At 62.7% G+C, this 17,611-nt stretch carries 12 protein-coding genes and 1 pseudogene; 7 read left to right on the forward strand and 6 right to left on the reverse strand.

Annotated elements, in window-relative coordinates; genetic code table 11:
- Positions 1-124: 124 nt before the first annotated feature.
- A pseudogene (locus AC1DWF_RS05900) lies at positions 125-320 on the reverse strand (ATP-binding cassette domain-containing protein); the annotation flags it as partial.
- Between the two features lie 290 nt (positions 321-610).
- On the opposite strand from AC1DWF_RS05900, the gene AC1DWF_RS05905 reads away from it, so the two are divergent.
- The 4 genes from AC1DWF_RS05905 (at position 611) to AC1DWF_RS05920 (ending at position 7,152) form a co-directional block, all read left to right on the forward strand.
- A complete protein-coding gene (locus AC1DWF_RS05905; RefSeq protein WP_476804283.1) occupies positions 611-2,215 on the forward strand; it encodes an amidohydrolase in 1,605 nt (534 codons plus the stop codon).
- 71 nt (positions 2,216-2,286) lie between these two features.
- Positions 2,287-2,670 carry a hypothetical protein gene (locus AC1DWF_RS05910; RefSeq protein WP_476804284.1) on the forward strand — a complete coding sequence of 128 codons (384 nt, stop codon included), beginning with the start codon at positions 2,287-2,289 and terminating at the stop codon, positions 2,668-2,670.
- A gap of 320 nt (positions 2,671-2,990) precedes the next feature.
- Positions 2,991-3,608: a hypothetical protein gene (locus AC1DWF_RS05915; protein WP_476785676.1), complete on the forward strand. Its 618-nt coding sequence runs from the start codon at positions 2,991-2,993 to the stop codon at positions 3,606-3,608.
- Positions 3,595-7,152 carry an autotransporter outer membrane beta-barrel domain-containing protein gene (locus AC1DWF_RS05920; protein WP_476841509.1) on the forward strand — a complete coding sequence of 1,186 codons (3,558 nt, stop codon included), beginning with the start codon at positions 3,595-3,597 and terminating at the stop codon, positions 7,150-7,152. The genes AC1DWF_RS05915 and AC1DWF_RS05920 overlap by 14 nt, the downstream gene beginning before the upstream one ends.
- Positions 7,153-7,298: 146 nt before the next feature.
- On the opposite strand, the gene AC1DWF_RS05925 is transcribed toward AC1DWF_RS05920, so the two are convergent.
- On the reverse strand, positions 7,299-8,192 hold the full coding sequence (locus tag AC1DWF_RS05925) for a DMT family transporter (RefSeq protein WP_476841510.1): 894 nt from the start codon (positions 8,190-8,192) through the stop codon (positions 7,299-7,301).
- A gap of 216 nt (positions 8,193-8,408) precedes the next feature.
- On the opposite strand from AC1DWF_RS05925, the gene AC1DWF_RS05930 reads away from it, so the two are divergent.
- Both AC1DWF_RS05930 and AC1DWF_RS05935 read left to right on the forward strand, forming a co-directional pair.
- Positions 8,409-9,473, forward strand: coding sequence for a YeiH family protein (locus AC1DWF_RS05930; RefSeq protein WP_476788085.1), 1,065 nt, complete (start codon positions 8,409-8,411; stop codon positions 9,471-9,473).
- A gap of 17 nt (positions 9,474-9,490) precedes the next feature.
- Positions 9,491-10,375 (forward strand): LysR substrate-binding domain-containing protein, encoded by an 885-nt coding sequence (locus AC1DWF_RS05935; protein ID WP_476788086.1) that lies wholly within the window; start codon positions 9,491-9,493, stop codon positions 10,373-10,375.
- A 70-nt stretch (positions 10,376-10,445) separates the two neighbouring features.
- Here the strand turns inward: AC1DWF_RS05935 and AC1DWF_RS05940 are convergent, their stop codons facing one another.
- The 4 genes from AC1DWF_RS05940 to AC1DWF_RS05955 form a co-directional block, all read right to left on the reverse strand.
- Positions 10,446-11,210, reverse strand: a complete 765-nt coding sequence (locus AC1DWF_RS05940; RefSeq protein WP_476785711.1) for a slipin family protein — start codon at positions 11,208-11,210, stop codon at positions 10,446-10,448.
- Positions 11,207-12,583: an NfeD family protein gene (locus tag AC1DWF_RS05945; RefSeq protein WP_476785712.1), complete on the reverse strand. Its 1,377-nt coding sequence runs from the start codon at positions 12,581-12,583 to the stop codon at positions 11,207-11,209. The genes AC1DWF_RS05940 and AC1DWF_RS05945 overlap by 4 nt, the downstream gene beginning before the upstream one ends.
- Before the next feature lie 68 nt (positions 12,584-12,651).
- Complete coding sequence (locus tag AC1DWF_RS05950; protein WP_476841511.1) at positions 12,652-13,134, reverse strand: GNAT family N-acetyltransferase; 483 nt, start codon at positions 13,132-13,134, stop codon at positions 12,652-12,654.
- A gap of 167 nt (positions 13,135-13,301) precedes the next feature.
- Positions 13,302-16,598, reverse strand: a complete 3,297-nt coding sequence (locus AC1DWF_RS05955) for an autotransporter domain-containing protein (protein ID WP_476788088.1) — start codon at positions 16,596-16,598, stop codon at positions 13,302-13,304.
- A gap of 240 nt (positions 16,599-16,838) precedes the next feature.
- On the opposite strand from AC1DWF_RS05955, the gene AC1DWF_RS05960 reads away from it, so the two are divergent.
- Positions 16,839-17,611 (forward strand): DeoR/GlpR family DNA-binding transcription regulator (locus tag AC1DWF_RS05960; RefSeq protein ID WP_476841512.1); only part of this gene is annotated, 773 nt, incomplete at its 3' end.

The raw sequence follows: 17,611 nt of genomic DNA on the forward strand, positions 1-17,611 counted from the left end.
CACATGCTTTCGAGCGAAATGACCTTTGCATTCCCAAGGAACGTGCACCGGTTATCGCCAAACAGCTTGCGGTTCGTTATATTTATCTGGATATAGCGATATGCCACCGCATGCGCTGCGAGTGCTCGATGGCCATGACCGAAAGATTGGCGGTCGGCTCGTCAAGGATCATCACGCGCGTCTGAAAGGAGATCGCGCTGGCAATCGCCACGGATTGCTGGTGCCCACCCGATAGGTACTCGGCTGTCGACCTTCTGATAGCCCGAGTTCACGTCGGCCTTGAGCCGCTTCAGCACACTGTCGGCTTCCGCGAACATTTCCGCCGATTTGTGGCAGTAGTCCAGCGAGCACCGCGAGCTGGGCCAATCGCAGACCTTGAGTTGAATCATTTTTGCACGCCTGTCAGTATTCGACACATACATTAGCGATTCATAAAACGACTTGCATCTGCATGAGTGAATCTAGGCATATATTTTCCTAATTTCCCTACATGAGAAAAATATTCTTGCTCATGCTGGCACCTTTGCCCATCATCCAGGTTGCCGCTGCGTCAAGTGGTAGAAATTACTGCCCATGGTCAGCGGCGAATGTCGATCAATGGGAGATTTTCATGAAGCGCAAATTGATTTCGCGAATAGCCCTGGCCACTTTCGTGACAGCGTCAGCATCGACGTTCGCATTGGCCAACGAACAAAAGGCAGTCAGCGCCGAACAGGTCACCGAGCTCAAGAAACGCGCGATAGAGGGCATCGAAGCCCGCGCAAAGCTCGCCCAGGAGATGACGGATTCGATTTTCAGCTTCGGTGAACTGGCCTTCCAGGAAATCGAAACGTCGAAATACATCACCGCCATCCTCGAGAAGAACGGCTTCACCGTCGAACGCGGCGTCGCTGGCCTGCCAACCGGCTGGGTTGCCAAATGGGGATCTGGCGAGCCGGTCATTGCGCTCGGCAGCGACATCGACGGCCTGCCGAAGACCTCGCAGAAGCCTGGCGTCGCTTATCACGAACCGATGATCGAAGGCGCGCCTGGGCATGGCGAGGGCCACAATTCCGGACAGGCGGTGAACGTGGTCGCAGCACTGGCGCTCAAGGACATCATGGAGAAGGACAAGTTGCCTGGCACCATCATGCTGTGGCCAGGCGTCGCCGAGGAACTGCTCGCCGGCAAGGCCTATATGGTCCGCGACGGCGTTTTCAAGGATGTCGACGCCGTGCTCTTCACCCATGTCGGCAACAATCTTCAGACCACGTGGGGCCAACCCAACGGCACCGGCATGGTTTCCGTCGAATACACGTTCAAGGGTGAATCGGCGCATTCGGCCGGGGCGCCGTGGCGCGGTCGCAGCGCGCTCGACGGCGTCGAACTGATGAATATCGGCTGGAACATGAAGCGGGAGCACCTGCGTCCCGAGCAGCGTTCGCACTATGTCATTCCAGACGGCGGCGACCAGCCCAACGTCGTGCCGTCAGCCGCAACGGTCTGGTACTTTATCCGCGAGCAGGATTTCGACAACATTTCCAAAAACTTCGACACCGCCAACACCATCGCGGAGGCAGCGGCGAAAATGTCGAACACCACCGTCTCGCGACAGATCGTGGGCACCGCGGCACCTCGCCACTTCAACAAGCCTATCGCCGAGGCGGCCTACGCCAATATCCAGCAGGTCGGCCTGCCGACATGGAGCGACGACGAGCAAGCCTTCGCCAAGGCCGTGCAAAAGACGGTGACCGCCAAGGAGGAAGGCCTCGCGGTCAAGCTCAAGGAGCTTCTGCCGCCACTAGAGAAACCCGAGAGCGGCGGATCCGACGACATCGGCGACATCTCCTGGGTGGTGCCGACAATCACGCTCAACTATCCCTCGAACATCCCCGGCCTGCCCGGTCACCATTGGTCGAATGCCATGGCCATGGCGACGCCGATTGCCCACAAAGGCGTCGTCGCCGGTTCGAAAGTGGTCGCCATGACGTCGATCGACCTTTTGACCAACCCCGAATTGTTGGCCAAGGCGACGGACTACTTCAACAACGAACAACAGAAGGGCCAGAAATACGTCCCGATGCTGACTGCCGACGACAAGCCGCAGATCCAGAAGAACGTCGAGATCATGGCAACCTTCCGGCCTGAAATGCAGAAGCTCTACTACGATCCGTCGAAATATCCGACCTATCTCGAACAATTGGGCATCAAGTTCCCGGTTCTCGAAAAGAAGTAAGGCCGTGGCCTTTTGCGCATCAATCTCGATAGCTTGATGCGCCCCATACGGCAGGCAACAGGGCCTGCCGTATGGAAGATATACGTCGGCACCAGATGACGGGCTGCCGATACCTGATCAAGAAACAGCGCTTGCGCGAAACCTCCCGAATTCACGCATCCATCGCGTTGCGTGCAACATGGGCCTGTTACAAGCGTGCGCTAATGTTCGCTCGACCACCATCAGGAGAAGCGACCATGCGATTTTCAGAGCTGCGTGAAACCCTTCGGACCATGGGCGTGGTCGTGAGCAAACGCGGCGAAAACATCCGCCTCAATCATTTCGGCGGATTGGAAGGCACGGCGAAGTACACCACCAACCTTCAGGATGCGATTGCGTTAGGTCGGGAACTGGCCGGCCCCCACCATAGGCGGCGCGATTCGATGCCGCGCGTCCGAGATGATTCTCGGTCCTAGCGTGTTTCGCGGCTGCAGGGCCGACGCGATCCGATGCAATGGGCTTGGACTCTCAATCGAAAGCCTGAATCAACCGGCACGGCTTGGTTTGGCACTTGTTAGCAAGTGCCTAAAAGCAACATCCATCCATCAATATGAAATCCCACGCGCCCGAATACTTGCGTGAGGCCGAATATACGCGCACGCTGATGTGGGGCGGCGTTAACGGAGATGTTCCCTTGGATGGTATGGTTTTGCCCCAAGCATGGTCTTGGGAGAAAGCTACAAAAACGTCCAATTCAATTGCATTCGAAGTGCGTGTGCCCCCTGCGAGTCTACGCATGGCCATCGTCGCAGCAGCCATACTCGGCTTTCCGGTGGCGGCCTTTGCCCAGACTTGCCCAACTCCAGCAGTCGCCAATGGCACGACATGCACGGTAACTCCTGGCACGACCATCACGGTCACTCCTGCCAATGCCATCGGGCTGAATGCCTCCGGCGCGCTCGGGCAGATCATCGGAAACGGCATCACGGTGAACCTCGCTGCCGCCACGACCACTGGCGCTTTGGCTCAGTCGGGTAGCACCATCTTCTTCAACGGCAGTACGCTTCACACGACGTCGACAATCACCGCAAATTCCGCGGGACAGTTCGGCTTGCGCGCGACCGGAGCGGGCAGCACGATCAACGCGGCCGGCTCCTCAATTACCATGGGACCGCCCAATGGCACGACGGCCGCGAGCAATATGACCGGGGCGACTGCCGAAGGCGGCGCGGCCCTCAGCCTGGCCAATACGTCGATCCAGATGCTTGGGCGGAGCAACCGGCGTCAGCAATCACGCTCTGGTGGCGACCGGTGCCAACAGTCAGATCAGCTTTTCGGGCGGATCGATATCAACGCTGTCGAGAGGCTCTTTCGGCGTCCAGGCGGAAGCCGGCGGGGTGGTGACGCTCGGTAGCGCCGCTCAGGTCGCGACCACAGGCGCTGCGACCGTTGGGACGCTGATCGGCAGCCACGCCTTGTACGCGACGGGCAACAACAACGTCATCAACGGCACCAATATCGGTGTGACCACATCGGGCGCGATCGCCAACGGCGTGCGGGCTGAGGCTGGCGGCGCCGCCAATCTCACCAATGCTCAGGTCACGACCACCGGTGCCGGGCAGGCCCCGAGCGGCGGCAACCCCTCGATCGGCAGCCACGGTTTGTATGCGCTGGGGGTCGGCAGCCAGATCAACGGCAACACTGTCACGGTGAACACCTCAGGCACGTTCACGAGTGCGGTGCGTGCCGAAGCGGGCGGCGCGATCTCGCTGACAAACAGTAATCTCACCACCAGCGGCACGTCCGCGGCCGACACTGATCCGACCTCGGCGGCGCGCGCCATGTCCGGCGGCTCGCTCCAGATCAGCGGCAGCACGCTGACGGGGACCGGGCAACGCGGAATGGGGTTCTCGGTTCAGGACGCGGGCTCAACTGCGACCATTTCGAACTCCACCGTCTCGGCGGCCGGCACCCGCGCGAACGCGGCCTTCATTTTCAATGGCGGTCAGGCAACCGTCACGAACAGCAGCCTCACGTCGATGGGTTTCAGTGCAGTCGTCCTGCTGGACCCCGGCTCCTCGATCGACCTGACCAATACGACCATCGCGGCCAATACACCGGCGGCGTCGATCGGCTACGGATTGCGCGCAGGCAACGGCGCCACCGCCAAGATGAGCGGCGGATCCGTCTCTACGGCAGGGCGAGACTCGCCCGGCATTCATACCGGCAACGCAACGATTACAGCCACCAACGTCGTGGTCACGACCACGGGCAACGACAATGCCATGGGCGTGCTTGCGGAYGGCAACTCCCTGATCACCCTGATTGGCGGCTCGGTGACGACCCACGGTGACGCGGTCCGGCAAGCGTCTTTCCCGCATGCGCTCGGTGCGCGAAATCCAGGCGGCGTTCTCTCCTCAACGGGCACGACCATCTTGACCACCGGCATCACCGCGATGGGTGCGGTCGCCGACGATGGCGGCACGATGCTTCTAAGCGGAAATTCGATCACGACGCTGGGGTTCCGGAGCATCGGACTGTACTCGATCACCGAACAGGTCGGCGCGCAGTTTCCCGCGAACCTGACGGCGAATGGCGTGACATTGGAGACCTCCGGCCAATTCGCACATGGCGCTGCCGCGCAGGCGCGCAACGACGTGCCGGTCCCGAAGGCCACGCTCACGGTCAACGATACCGCTATCACGACCCATGGTGAAGGAGCAGTCGGTTTGCGGGCAACGCTCGCGGACTATGGTAGCCCTGTCACAGGCCGCGGCGAAGCGGCGGTGATCGCCAACCGAAGCACCGTCTTGACCGAGGGCATTGGCGCTCATGGCGCGCTGTCCCGCGACAATCCGACCTCGGTCACCATGATGCAGACTTCGGTTCTCGCCACCGGCCTGCATGCGCACGGTTCCGTCGCTGAAGCCGGCGGGCTGATCGTCGGCATAGACTCGACAGTCACCGCGAAAGGCGGGCTTGCGTCGGCGCTCTATGTGACCGGTACGCACGCCCCCGTTTCGACAGCAAATTTCACTACCAGCACGCTCACCAATGTGAGTGGTCCCACGATCGGCGTKGGCGGTGTAGGCAACGTCACGCTGACCAGATCCATGGCCTCGGGCAGCGGCGAATGGCTGCGCGTCGCGACTGCCAGTGATTTCCCGGAACTTGTGCGAGAGGTGCCGCTGTTTGGCATTCCCGATCCGATCCTGGACCCGGATGAACCCGAAGTTCCACCGCCAGCGAGCCCTCCGGCACCTCAGGCGCCTGTTATCGTTCCAGGCCTCGCCAACGTGCTGCTGGACAGTTCGGCGGTCATCGGTTCGGCCTTCACTGCGCCCGGCAGCGTGTCCAATGTCACGATGCTGAACGACAGTCTCTGGATCATGACGGGCAATTCCAATCTCACCAATCTGCTCAACGACCCGAGCCTTATCCAGTACACGCCGCCGACCGGCGACCCGACGTTGCTTGCGAGCTACAAGACGCTGACGGTCGTCAACTATGTCGGCGAAGGCGGCCAGATCGGGCTCAACACCTATCTCGGTGCTGATGGCGCGCCATCGGATATTCTGATCGTCGATGGCGGTACGACGACGGGCGACACCACGCTCATCGTCAAGAACACCACCGGACCCGGCGCGCTCACCGTCGCCAATGGCATCCTGGTCGTCGACACCATCAATGGCGCGACATCCGAATCCACCGCCTTCACGCTGGCTGGGAACTACATCACCAAGGACGGCCAGCCAGCGGTGGTCGGTGGTGCCTTTGCCTACACGCTTCACTATGGCGGTGTCGGCGCTGATGTCACCGACAACAACTGGTATCTTCGTTCGGCACTGGTCCCGGGGCCGAATCCGCCGCCGCGCTATTCGCCTGGCGTGCCGCTCTACGAGGTCTATCCACAGCACCTTCTGGCCCTCAACACCGTACCCACGCTGCAACAGCGTGTCGGCAACCGCTACTGGAGCGAGCCGGCTCCGGCACCCGAGACGGTGTTCTGCAAGGACGCGTCGCAGAACTTCCAGTGCCCCGTCACCGGTGCGCAGGCGCAATATTATGCCGGCGCTGCCGACGGTAATCGTGCCCTGATCGAGGACCAGCGGGCGATCTGGGGCCGCATCGAGGGCAGCCATGCCAGCATCGAACCGGCCGTCACCACTTCTGCTACCGACTACGACACCAATGTGTGGAAGCTGCAGGCTGGCCTCGACGGTCTGCTGCATGAGGCCGAGGACGGCTCCAGACTGATCGGCGGCATCACCGTGCATTTGGGCCAGGCCTCGAGCGACGTCACCTCGTTCTTCGGCGATGGCGACATCAACACGACAGGTGGTGGTTTCGGCGGCACGCTGACCTGGTACGACCAGAACGGCTTTTATGTCGATGGCCAGGCGCAGCTGACCTGGTTCAACAGCGACCTGACCTCGAAGGCGCGGGGCCTTGCCACGCCGACCCTTGTCGATGGCAATGGCGGCTTTGGTTATGCGCTGTCGGTGGAAACCGGCAAGAAGTTCGACCTCAACGACACCTGGACGCTGACCCCGCAGGCCCAGCTTGCCTATGCCAATGTCGACTTCTCCAGTTTCGCCGATGTCTTCGGCGCCAATGTCTCGCTCGGCAGCGGCGGTTCCCTGATTGGACGGCTCGGCATCTCGGCCGACCACGACCAGAACTGGAAGGACGAGGCGGGCAAGACAAGGCGCAGCCATCTCTATGGCATCGCCAATCTGTACTATCAGTTCCTCGACGCCACCCAGGTCGATGTCTCGGGCGCCGGCTTCGAAACGCGTCCCGACAAGCTATGGGGCGGGCTTGGCCTTGGCGGCTCCTACAACTGGAACGACGACAAATATTCGGTTTATGGCGAGGTCTCGGTCAACAGTTCGCTGGAGAACTTCGGCGACAGCTACGCGCTTGCCGGCACTGCCGGCTTTAGGATCAAGTGGTAAGGGGGGCAGAGAAAAGGCCTGCCGGGAGGGGATCGCGGCAGGCCCTATCGGGAGCGCGGTTGTGTGTGTACATCAACGAAGCGCGCTCCAGGACATTAACGCTTGGCTTCGCCTTACGTTCCCGGCCCCCACCTGCGCAGGCTCCCTCAGCGCATAAAGATCAGCGCCATTCCGGCGACCACGAGTGCCGAGCCCGCCCAGGCGCCGCCGGCGGGTCGCTCGCCGGTCTTCGCCCAAAGCATCGGCAGGATGATCACCGGCGAAGTTGCCGAAAGTGTCGACACGATGCCGACCTTGYCGCCTGAAAGCGCAAACAAAAGCAGAGTCATGCCGATGGCGAGCGCGATGATGCCGGTCAGCGCCGTCAGTGCTGCTACCTTCCATGTCAGCGGCGCCTTGGGTTTTACAGCCGGTATCGGCAACTGGATCAGCACGCTCAGGCAAACCGCTGCGATGCCGACACGCAGCATCGAGGCCACGAAAGGGTCGATGCCGGTCGCCATCACCGGCCTTGCGATAATGGAGCCGATCGCCTGGCCGGCCGCCGCCCCCAGTCCCAGCGCGACACCGATCCATAATGGCCCCTTCACCGTCTCCCAGGCGTGAAGCTGCGCCCGGCGCGTGCCAAACAGGATCGCAAGCAACACGCCGGCGACAGTGAGCCCGATGCCCATGGAAGCTTTTGGCGCAAGGTCCTCGCCCAGCATCAGCCATCCCAGCACGGCGGCAATCGGCGCGTTCAACGCGAAAAGGATGCCGGCACGGCGAGGCCCCAGCCGATTCAGCGTCGCAAACAGCAGCGTATCGCCGACAAAGATACCAACGAGGCCGGACAAAAGCAGAGGCCCGGCGCTGCCGGCATCAAGTTCGCGCCATGTGCCGGTGGCCAGGACATAGATCGCCAGCAGTACGGTGACGAAGACCTGACGCAAGCGGTTGAATGCCGGCGCGCCGAGATATCCGGCCGGTCCGGCCGAGATCAATCCGGTGACGGCCCAGCATGTCGCCGCCCCAAGTGCTGCAATCTCGTGAACAGGCATTGGCGTTCCGACAGGCAAGAGGATTGATAGGCGCGGACACGACCGCACCAAAGCACCGCTATAGATACGCAGCGCTTCACGTCCAGTGGCACGGCGGTGCCTGGACAGGGCCACCGCCAAACCATTCGCTCACATCGAACGATTCAACAGATATTACGCGTTGGATTGATCAAAAGCCGGCGAATAGCTTGCGCCTGAAATTCGCAGGAACAAGCCATGAATGCCCTCGCCCGAGCCGAAACCCAAAGTGCTGCCGCCATCAGCCCACAGCAGACGGTGCGCCACCCAGCAAGCGGAAATCATCTGGCGCCCGGCCTGCTGCTTGTCGCGGCCATCGCAAGCTTCGCCTTCGCGCTCAGGCTGCTTCCCGGCCTCTCCGCCTTCAGCCCGATGATCATCGCCATCGTTATCGGCATGGCCTTCCACAATCTCGTGGGGACCCCTGCCCTTGCCAAGCCGGGCGTTGCGTTTTCGATGCGCAAGGTGCTGCGCTTCGCCATCATCCTGCTTGGCCTGCAACTGACCGCCAGCCAGGTCGCCGAGGTTGGCGCCATGGGCATCGCCATCATCGCGACAACGCTTGTCGCCACCTTCGCATTCACCTTGTGGCTCGCGAAACTCATCGGCGTCGATCAAAAACTCGCCGAACTGATCGCCGCCGGCACCTCGATCTGCGGCGCATCCGCTGTCATCGCCACCAATACTGTCACCAATGCGCCCGACGAGGATGTCGCCTATGCGGTTGCGTGTGTGACCGTCTTCGGCTCGGTGGCGATGTTCGCCTATCCGTTGCTGCCCGGCCTGCTTCACCTTGATCCCCATGCCTACGGGCTGTGGGTGGGCGCGTCGATCCATGAGATCGCCCAGGTCGTTGCGGCCGCCTTTCAGGGCGGCCAGCAGTCGGGCGAGTTCGGCACGGTGGCGAAGCTCACCCGCGTGATGATGCTGGCGCCGGTGGTCATCGCGCTTGGCGTGGCCGCCCGCCAGCGCGCCAAGTCCGCCGGCAAGACGCATAATGGCGCATCCGCTCCCATGCCGTGGTTCGTGCTCGGCTTCATCGCGATGGTCGGCATGAACAGCCTCGTCGACATTCCGGCCGAGACAAAGGCATGGATCGTCACGCTCACCACCTTCCTGCTGACTATGGCGCTCGCCGCCATGGGGCTTGAAACCGATGTCCGCAAACTTTGGGCACGCGGCGCCCGTCCACTCTTTCTTGGCCTTGGCGCGTTCCTTTTCATCGCGACTTTCTCTCTAATGCTGGTCAAACTTCTGGGCTGACCACCGAAAGGAAAGCCGTGACCCTTGAACAGCTCAGGATCTTCGTCGCGGTGGCCGAACGCGAGCACGTCACGCGAGCAGCCCAGGCGCTGAACCTGACGCAATCGGCGACGAGTGCGGCTGTGTCCGCACTGGAGGCGCGCTACCAGACGAAACTCTTCGACCGCGTCGGCCGCCGCATCGTGCTCACCGACGCCGGCCGCATCTTCCTGTCAGAGGCGCGCGCGGTGCTTGCCCGCGCCAGTTCCGCCGAAATCGTGCTCGCCGACCTCGCCGGTCTCAAGCGCGGCGCGCTCAAGCTCGCCGGCAGCCAGACCGTCGCCAATTACTGGCTGCCCAGGATCGCGCACCGCTTCCAGACGACCTACCCCGGCATTTCGCTTGGCATCACCATCGGCAACACCGAGACGGTGGCAGCGCAGGTCCATGACGGCGCGGTGGATCTAGGCTTTGTCGAAGGCGAGATCGACGATCCCGCACTTGCCATCGCGCCGGTGGCCGAGGACGAGCTGGTGCTTGTCGCGATATCAGACCACCCCTGGACCGTCACGCCGCCGGCCTCGCCTAGCGACCTCAAGACCGGGCGCTGGATCCTGCGCGAGCAAGGTTCGGGTACGCGCTCGAACTTCGAGGCGGTGCTGGCCACCCTTGGCGTCGAGCCGGGCAGCCTCGATGTCGCGCTCGAAATGCCCTCCAACGAATCGATCCGCACTGCTGCCGAGGCCGGTGCTGGCGTTGCCGTCATGTCGCGGCTTGTTGTCGAAGGCGCGCTCAAGGCCGGTACGCTGGTCGCCATCGACTTCGCCCTGCCCAAGCGCAGCTTCTTCGTGCTGCGCCACAAGGAGCGTTATGCCACTCGCGCGGCACGCGAGTTCCTTGCCCTTGTCGTCGGCAGCAAATGACCCGGCTTCAGGCAATTCCACTTGAAAGCGCCTGACAAGAACAGCACCAGCCGTGCAGGCGGCCGCGTAGTCACTTGCCCCCGCCGTCTGGCTTCTTGAACAAACCGAGCAGGTCGATCGGCAGCGGAAACACCACCGTCGACGAGCGCTCGCCCGATATGTCGTGCAGCGCCTCGAAATAGCGCAGTTGCATCGCCTGCGGCTCCTTGGCCAGCATCCTGCCGGCCTCGACAAGCTTTTGCGCCGCCTGCTGCTCGCCCTCGGCATTGATCACCTTGGCACGGCGTAGCCGTTCGGCCTCCGCCTGCTTGGCGATCGCCCGCACCATGCTCTCGTTGAGGTCGACATGCTTGATCTCGACATTGGTCACCTTGATGCCCCAGGCGTCAGTCTGCTGGTCGAGGATCTCCTGGATGGCGGCGTTCAGCTTGTCGCGTTCCGCCAGCATCTCGTCCAGCTCGTGCTTGCCGAGCACCGAGCGCACAGTGGTTTGCGCCAGTTGGCTGGTCGCGGCCATGTAATCCTCGACCTTGATGATCGCGCGCTCGGGATCGACGATGCGGAAATACAGCACCGCATTGACCTTCACCGAGACGTTGTCGCGCGAAATCACATCCTGCGGCGGCACGTCCTGCACCACCACGCGCAGGTCGACCCGCACCATCTGCTGGACGAACGGGATGAGCAGGATCAGCCCCGGCCCCTTGATGCCGGTGAAGCGGCCAAGCGTAAAGACGACACCGCGCTCATATTCCCTCAGGATACGAATTGCCGCCGACAGGAACATGACCACGACAAGCGCGAGTATCAGATAGACGACATAGCCGACGATCATTGCGGTTCTCCTGGCTTTGAAACGTTCCGGCGCCGGACCGTCAGCACGAGATCCTTGATCCCGGTCACCTCGGCGGGATCGCCAATAGCGAGTGGCTCGTCCGCCCTCGCCCGCCAGCGCTCGCCCTGGGCGAAGACATGGCCCTCGCCCGCCGACCAGTCGATGATCTCGACCGGCAAGCCGTTCATCGCCTTGGCGCCGACGCGCGAAGGCCTGTGGCGCGCCGCCCAGACATAACTGCCGGTCAAAAGTGCCAGGCCAAGCGTCAGGGCGGCGGCAGTTCCAATCAGCATCCACGAGATCTCGAAGCCGGGACCCTGCACCTTGAGCAGCATCGCTGCGCCCAAAAGGAAGGCGGCAACACCGCCAAGCCCCAGCACCACCGTCGGGTTGAATGCCTCCATGACCAGGAAGGCGAGGCCGAGCAGCATCAGTGCCAGGCCGGCATAGTTGATCGGCAGAAGATCGAGCGCGTAGAGCCCAAGCAGCAGCGCCATGGTGCCGACAACGCCCGGCGCCACCATGCCGGGGCTCGAAAACTCGAAGACCAGGCCGTAGATGCCGACCAGCATCAGGATGACAGCGACATTCGGGTCGGTGATGATGGCCAATAGCCGGATCAGCCAGCCGGGCTCTACCACCTCGACCGGCAGGTCCCTCGTCGCCAGCACCTCTTTTTTGCCGGCGACATCGACCGTGCGCCCGTCGACCTGACGCAGCAGGTCGGTTCGGTCGCGGGCAATCAAATCGATGACATGCTCCTGCAGGGCGGCATTGGCCGACAGGCTTGCGGCATCGCGCACCGCCTTTTCGCCCCAGTCGGCATTGCGCCCGCGCAATTCGGCAAGCGAGCGGATCAGGGCGACCGCGTCGTTGGTGACCTTGGCCATCATCGGGTCGGTGTCGGGAGCGGCTTTCTTCTGGTCCTTGTCATCGCCGCCCCCGGGCAAGGAGGGCATGCCGCCGATCTCGACTGGGGTCGCAGCGCCCAGGTTGGTGCCCGGTGCCATCGCCGCCACATGGGTGGCATAGAGGATGTAAGTGCCGGCACTTGCCGCGTGCCCGCCGGATGGCGCGACATAACCGATGACGGGAATGGGCGAAGAAAGGATGTCGGCGATCATCTCGCGCTTCGAGGTGACCAGCCCGCCCGGTGTGTTCATCTCGAGGATGACGACTTCGGCGTTGCGCTTGACCGCCGTCTCAAGGCCTTCCTTGAGCTGTCTTGCGCTCGCCGGGCCGATGGCGCCATCGATGACGATGGTCAACGCCACCTTCGCCCGGCCGCTGTCTTCTCCGATCGAGGAAGAGGCAGTAAAGACCGCAGCGGCGACCAGCGCCGCAACGAAAAGGGCCAAACGCGCGAGTTTCACGCTCAAAGCTCCACATCCCAAGATATGGGCACGCTGCGCGCGAAGTCCAATGCGCGTTTGGGCTGCCGTCAGCTGAATTTCAGCACGGCCTCCACCTCGTCGTMATAGGTTTCGCCGGTCGTGATAAAACCTAGGCGCTTGTAGAAGCCTTCCGGGCTCGCCTCGCCCAGCCCGTAGCTGGTGAAGAGTTCAGTGAAGCCCCGCCCCCTGAGATCGCGAACCACAAGTGCGATTGCCTTCTGGCCAAAGCCCATGCCCTGGTAAGGTCCTGAAATCATGAAGCGCCACAGGAAGGCACCGGGGCAATCGATGACGTCATAGTCGGCGCCGATATGCAGCATGACGAAGCCAATCGGCGTGTCGTCGGCATAGACGGCGCGGAACCAGGCGTTTTCAGAAAAATGTGCCTCGGCGATCGAGGTGCCGTTGTCGGCCACCTTGTTGCGCTGGGCTTCGCTCAGCGTCTCGCTGAGTTCGCAAACATCGCTCACGGTCTGTGCGGAGATGCGGCGCAACGAGACCTCGGAGGCCGACGAAATCTGTTCGGTCATGATGGTTTCCAGAGTTTTGATATTTGACCCGGCAGTGCCGGCGCGGTTCGTGTCGTCCGCCAACGCGTTGAGCTGTTACTCGAAGCGCGAATACTTGCGCTGATCTTTCGCGTCAACATCAGTGCATCCGCGGCCATGGCCCAAGGCCGCGGATGCCTCGTCGATGTCTAGAAGCTGACTGCCAGCTTGGCATCGATTCCGTGGTCGGACGCACCGCTGCTCACCTGCCCGGTGTAGCTGATGGCAAGCTTCGCCTTCGGTGCGATGTCGAAGTCGATGCCGGCACCCAGCACCGCCGCGTCCCTGGCGATCGGCGTGCCCGCCACTTCGAAGCCGTCCGAGCCGGCAAAGGCGACCGACGACAGCGGCGTAACATCGCCAAAGGCATGGCGCCAGCCCAGCGTGCCACGCACAGTCGCGTTCACCGCACCCAGCGCGACATCGGTCGAGCCGCGAACGCCAAGCGTGGCGAAAGTCACGTCGTTGCTGGTGGCTTCGCTGGACAAGGCTGCCGCCCCGCCCGTCTCTGTGAAGGCGTCGGTGCGCAGGTTCACGTAAGACAGGTTGGAGAAGCCCTCTACGGCGAAGCGCCCAGCATCCACCTGGTAGCTCGCCTCGCCGAACACCTGGGCCGTGCCGCCGTCATACTTGGCCGATAGCGCGTCGGAGAAGCCTGCGAAGGCGACCGAACGCGCGGTGTCGAACCGGTGCCAGCTATAGGTCGCGCCGGCGGTCAGGCCGAACGCACCAACCCGCGTGCCGGCGTTGACGCCGAGATGGTAGTTGTCGCTGCTGCCGTTGGAAGTGCCGTCCGCGGCATCGAAGGTCGAGCGGCTGTAGCCGGCAAGCACGCCTAAGCGCCAGCTGTCGCCGACCATCGCATCGGCCCCGCCGATCAGGCCGCCGGTGCTGCGGTCGAAGCCCATGGCGTTGCCGTCGCCGTCGTTGTTGCCCCACGAACCGAAGGCCCGGGTCCACAGCGCGAAGCGGTCGGTGTCGGCAGCCGCCAGTTCCAGGCCATCGTCGCCATAGGCCATGACAGGCATGCTGGCCGCGGTCGCATCGCCAAACGCCTGGTCGATGCGGCTGGTGGCTGCGTCGAGCAGGACGCCGCTGTTCTGCATAATCATGCCCCTGGCCGAGGCATGCACCTCGCCCGACAGCTGCGCAAACGCCTGCTGCGCGCCCGCTTCGTCGAGATTGACGACGGCCGCGTATGCCGCATTGGCAAAGCCCGTGCTTTCGAGTGCTGCGGCCGTTGCCTTCTGGTTCCGCGTCGCGCCGACATCGGCAAAAGTGACGTCGTTGCGGTTCAGCGTCAGCGTCACGTCCTTGGCGCCATAGGCAAGGGAGGGATCGAGGAAGGCAAGGTTCGAGCTGACATCGGCGAACGAGCCGGTCACGCCGCCATCGGCGGTGATGATCTTGTAGTTGGTCTGCGGCGCATAATTGTTGCCGCTCGCCAGAGTCAGCACCGATCCGCCCTTCAGCATCGCCTTGCCTGATGCCGCGACCTTGTCGCTTTCGCCCTTGGCATTGGCTTCGACCTCAAAGGCCGAACCGGCTTCGAAGGTGATGTCGCCAGCAACCTTGATGGTGCCGATCGAATTGCCAGGCGCCAGCACACCACCCGAGGCGATCACCGTGTTGCCGAGCGTGCCGATGCCGCCCAGCAGGCCGCCGGCACCGACAGTGGTCAGCTTCGACGTAGCGATCGAACCCTGCACCGAAAGCGCGCCCGCCTTGACGACGGTCTCGCCGGTGTAGCTGTGGGTGCCGTCGAGAACCAGCGCGCCAAGACCGAGCTTGGTCAGGCTGCCAGTACCCGAAATCTCCTTGTTGATGCCAACGACGTTGGTAGCATCGGCGATGTCGAGCGCGCCGCCGCCCGCCTCCAGGACCACGTTGCGACCAAGCACATGCATGTCGGTGCCGGCGATCCTGAGGCTTCCGCCATCGAGCCTGAGCTTGGCCTGTTCGGTGCCAAGGGCCGCGTCCTCGTCGACGATCACGGTACCGCCATCGGCGACCTTGAGCTCGCCGATGAAGGAATGGTCGTCGATGCAATAATCGCGGATCGCTTGCTGGAAGCGCGCATCGGTGCTCTTGCAGTCGAGCAGCGTCTTTTTCTCGGCGTCGGTCAGGCCGGTCAAAAGCGGCATCCCATTGTCGTCGGATATCTGGCCGAGATAGACGTCGTCGCGCATGTTGTTGCGGCTGAGCACAAACTCCTTGCCGCGCTCGCTGAAGGTCGAAGCACCCTTGCCCCACACCACGCGCGTCCTGGCGGTGCCGTTGTCGTCATAGTTCTCAAGCTGCGGCCCGACCCAGCGCAGCGTGTGCGCCACCGGCTCATGATCGGAGAGAGGCGTCTTGGAGCCGTCCGGATTGGTCACATAGGACGTGTCGCGAATGACGCCGAGATAGGGGTCCTTCGGATCGTCATTGATCACCCACCATTTGCCGAACGGCCTCGACGCCAGGAAGTGGTCGATCTTGACGCGGTGCCAGCTGCCCCAGGTGTTGGTCGCGTCCTCGCCATGCGACGGCCAGGTGACGGAGCCATCATTCAGCGCATGCGGCGAAAACTGCTCGCGCTCATTGGGCAGTTGCAACAGCTGGAACTGCTTCTTCAGGATGTTCATTGTCTGCGGCAGGTTGCCGGTGACCGGATACATCTCGTCGGCAAACAGACCTGCCGGAACTGTCGAGGCATCGATCTGGGCTGGAGTCTTGCCCTTCCACTGAGTGAGATAGGCGTCGAGTGCCGCTTGGTCCTTGGCGTATTGGCGCAGCAGGTCGAGATAAAACGGCGTCGTCGGGCTCTTGGTGTAGATCTTGAGCAGCCGTTCCTGCTGGCTGATCGAATGCAGTCCGCGCTCGGAGACGTCGCCGGCGTTGAAATCGCCGGTCAGGATCACCGGCCCCTGCCCCTTCGCCCAATTGTTCAACGCCTTGGCCTGGCCAATGCGATTGGTCGAGGGATCGTAATAGTTCAGGTGCGTGGTCGCGACGATGGTCTGCGGCTTGCTCGCCGTCGCATCGAGCTTGGTGTAGGGCGCGATCACGCCTTGGGTCACCGCGCCGAAGGTGCCTGGCAGGCGCGAAAACACACCGACGTCATTGTCCTGGCGCGTGCCATAGGTGCCGAGGCCGGCAGCCTGCATCAGGCCGGGCAGGTCGCGCGCATAGGTGGAGTTGGCGCGGAATTCCTGGAAGGTCAGGACGTCGTAATTGCCCTTGATGAAAAAGTCGGCCGCCACCGACGGGTTGGGCTTGAAGCGGTCGAGCCAGGTGTTCAGCGTCAGGATCCTGATCGAATCTTCGGCCGCCTGCGCGGTCATTGCCGACACGGCCAGTGTCGTGCCGCACAACAGAGCCGCGGCGAGCGCGCGCAAGCGTCGGTGATGTTGGCCAGGCGTATTGGCCGGCGCTTCGGCCATGCCGTTGTGGATCGTCTTCATCGCGTAACTCCGTTTCGTTGCGCGACCGCGCATTGTCACAAAACCGCCAGGGCTGGCGTGCGAATGACATGTTGCGGTCACTGAAAAGTACGAAAACGGACATTAGTGATGGTAGATGTCACTTTTACAACATTAGTTGGGATGGATACGATTTCCCCCGTCGGGCCGACCTGCTGTCCAGATGCCTGGTGAATCCCGCGCTTGGATTTGCTAGCAAGGATTGTGGAGACCAGATCGCAGATGCCCGAAATGAACGGACCTGGCATGGACAAGGATAACAAGAAGTCGGCCCGCCAGGCTGAGCTCCTGAACTATCTCCAGAAGAACCACTACGTTTCGATCGAGGAGATCACCACGCTTTACGGGGTGACGACGCAGACCGCGCGTCGCGACATCATGGCGCTCGAACAGGGCGGAAAGGTGCGGCGCCTGCATGGCGGGGCAACGATTTCAGCCCCCGTCGACCCTGCAGTGCTGCGCCAGCGCCGCGTCGAAAACGCCGCCGCCAAGGAAAAGATCGGTCGCCTCACCGCCGATCTGGTGCCAGATGGTGCTGCCGTCTTCATCGACACCGGCACCACTTGCGAGGCCGTGGCGCGCGCTTTGGTCAAGCGCCGCGACCTGCGCGTCGTCACCTATTCGCTGCGCGTCGCAACCACCTTGAGCGAAAGCACCAATTTCGCCATCGCCGTACCCGGCGGTTTCGTACGCCAGGTCGACGGCGGCGTCTTTCGCGAGGAAACATCCGAATACATCAGGCGCTTCAAATTCGACGTCGCCATCATCTCGGTCAGCGGCGTCGACCATGACGGCGACATCGGCGACGACGACCATGCCGAGGTCGCCGCCGTCTCCGCCGCCATGCGCCAGGCCGAGCGCACGATCATGGCCGTCGATAGCTCGAAGTTTGGCCGCCGCGCCCTGGTGCGCCTCGGCTCGCTTTGCGACATCCACACGCTTGTCACCGATACGCTGCCGGAAGAGCGCCTGCTCGCCAAGCTGCGCGACAGCGG

The sequence above is a fragment of the Aminobacter sp. P4_D5 genome, from assembly GCF_056401815.1.

What these genes read in the sequence shown, in the direction of transcription:
- AC1DWF_RS05930 (WP_476788085.1), top strand. Translation starts at nt 8,409, where the DNA reads ATGAATGCCCTCGCCCGAGCCGAAACCCAAAGTGCTGCCGCCATCAGC.
- AC1DWF_RS05955 (WP_476788088.1), bottom strand. Translation starts at nt 16,598, where the DNA reads ATGAAGACGATCCACAACGGCATGGCCGAAGCGCCGGCCAATACGCCT.
- AC1DWF_RS05910 (WP_476804284.1), top strand. Translation starts at nt 2,287, where the DNA reads ATGGAAGATATACGTCGGCACCAGATGACGGGCTGCCGATACCTGATC.
- AC1DWF_RS05915 (WP_476785676.1), top strand. Translation starts at nt 2,991, where the DNA reads ATGGCCATCGTCGCAGCAGCCATACTCGGCTTTCCGGTGGCGGCCTTT.
- AC1DWF_RS05940 (WP_476785711.1), bottom strand. Translation starts at nt 11,210, where the DNA reads ATGATCGTCGGCTATGTCGTCTATCTGATACTCGCGCTTGTCGTGGTC.
- AC1DWF_RS05905 (WP_476804283.1), top strand. Translation starts at nt 611, where the DNA reads ATGAAGCGCAAATTGATTTCGCGAATAGCCCTGGCCACTTTCGTGACA.